The following is a 1306-nucleotide window of genomic DNA, read 5'->3' as shown; positions in this document are numbered from 1 at the left end:
ATGTGCTTCGGTTCCTCAACCTGAACACCTATCCCCGGTCCCGCCCGGACCAGGGCCAGCGGTTCCGCAAAACCGGCTTCACTGCCCGCGTTGTCTTCGCTGGTGGAACATCCAATGGCGGCAGAGCCAAGATCACCATCAAGTTCGATGGCGCTTGCTGTGACAGCTTCAGAAACGTCGGAGAGGAGGTCTGCGAATGAGCCGCCTGATCCTTCTTCTCTTTGCTCTCCTGTTCTGGGCTGCCCCCGCCTCGGCCGAAATTACCTGCGCAGATGCCGAATACAGCTGTGTGGAAACAGACACGGCATCCACAGGCGGCATCCGGCTCACCAGTTATTGTTCCCGTGAGGCAGGAACACGCTCCTGCCGTGACAGCGCTCCGCTTGATGAATGCACCGCCACTCGCGCCAGTGTTAATTGCACCAGGACCGACCGCCGCTGCGTCGATTACCGCAACGGCGAATGCCGTCAGTGGCGGCTCACCTATTCCTGCCTGAATGAAGACGACGACATGAGCCCGGCGCGGCTTGTGAACACCGAGTTCGGACCGACGCAGGAGGAAATCATCAACCGCTGCGGCAGGTTTGAAGGGAATGAGGAATGCGAGCTGGTCGAGACCATCACCGAGGAAGGTGCAGAGGTCCGCGACATTAACCGCAAGGACTTTTCCCGGAGCTGGTGGAAGCGGAAGCGCGTTTACAGCTGCCTGTCCGTTGGCGAAGGCGAAACCAACTGCGGGCCGCTGGAAAGCGATCCGACCTGTATCCTGCAGGGCAATACCTGTCTTGCGGAACGCGATGGGGTCTGCACGAACCGGGAGTATCACTACCGCTGCGGCGTCTCTTCCGGGGATCTGGAAACCAGCTGTGAGCCGATCAACGTCTGTGTTGGGGACAACTGCATCGGGGTCGAACAGGAAACCTCTGATGACTTCGGCAGATCTGCGGCCTGGCTGAACGTGCTGGCGCAGATGCAGGAGGAATACCGGGAGCAGGCCGCCACTGACCCGAACGATGTGCGTTTCTTCCAGGGCACCACAATGACCTGCAGCAAGGCGCCAGGACGTAACTGCTGCGGGACCGGGGGGCTCTTTGGCGGCACTTGCCCGGAATCTGCTGCAATCTTGCGGGACAAGCGGGAAGCGGGCGCGACTCATTTTGTCGGCGTCACCTGCCAGCAGAAGGTTTTGGGGGCCTGCGTCAAGAAACGCTACCACTACTGCACCTACAACTCGAAATTCGGCCGGGTCTTCATCGAGGAGTTCAAGAAGCAGGTTGATCAGGGGTGGGGCACGGCGGGCGCAGCA

Annotated in this window: 2 protein-coding genes; both read left to right on the top strand. The window is 60.3% G+C overall.

Annotated features, from left to right (window positions below):
• Positions 1 to 200, top strand: a 200-nt coding sequence (locus A2I95_RS38945) for a hypothetical protein (protein ID WP_291737732.1), incomplete at its 5' end; no start/stop codon positions are given.
• Positions 197 to 1306: conjugal transfer protein TraN (gene traN / locus A2I95_RS38940; protein WP_291737731.1), on the top strand; the 1110-nt coding region annotated here is incomplete at its 3' end. The genes A2I95_RS38945 and traN, both read left to right, overlap by 4 nt.

This window comes from Leisingera sp. F5 (genome assembly GCF_001593695.1).
This window is presented reverse-complemented; position numbering and strand designations above follow the sequence as displayed.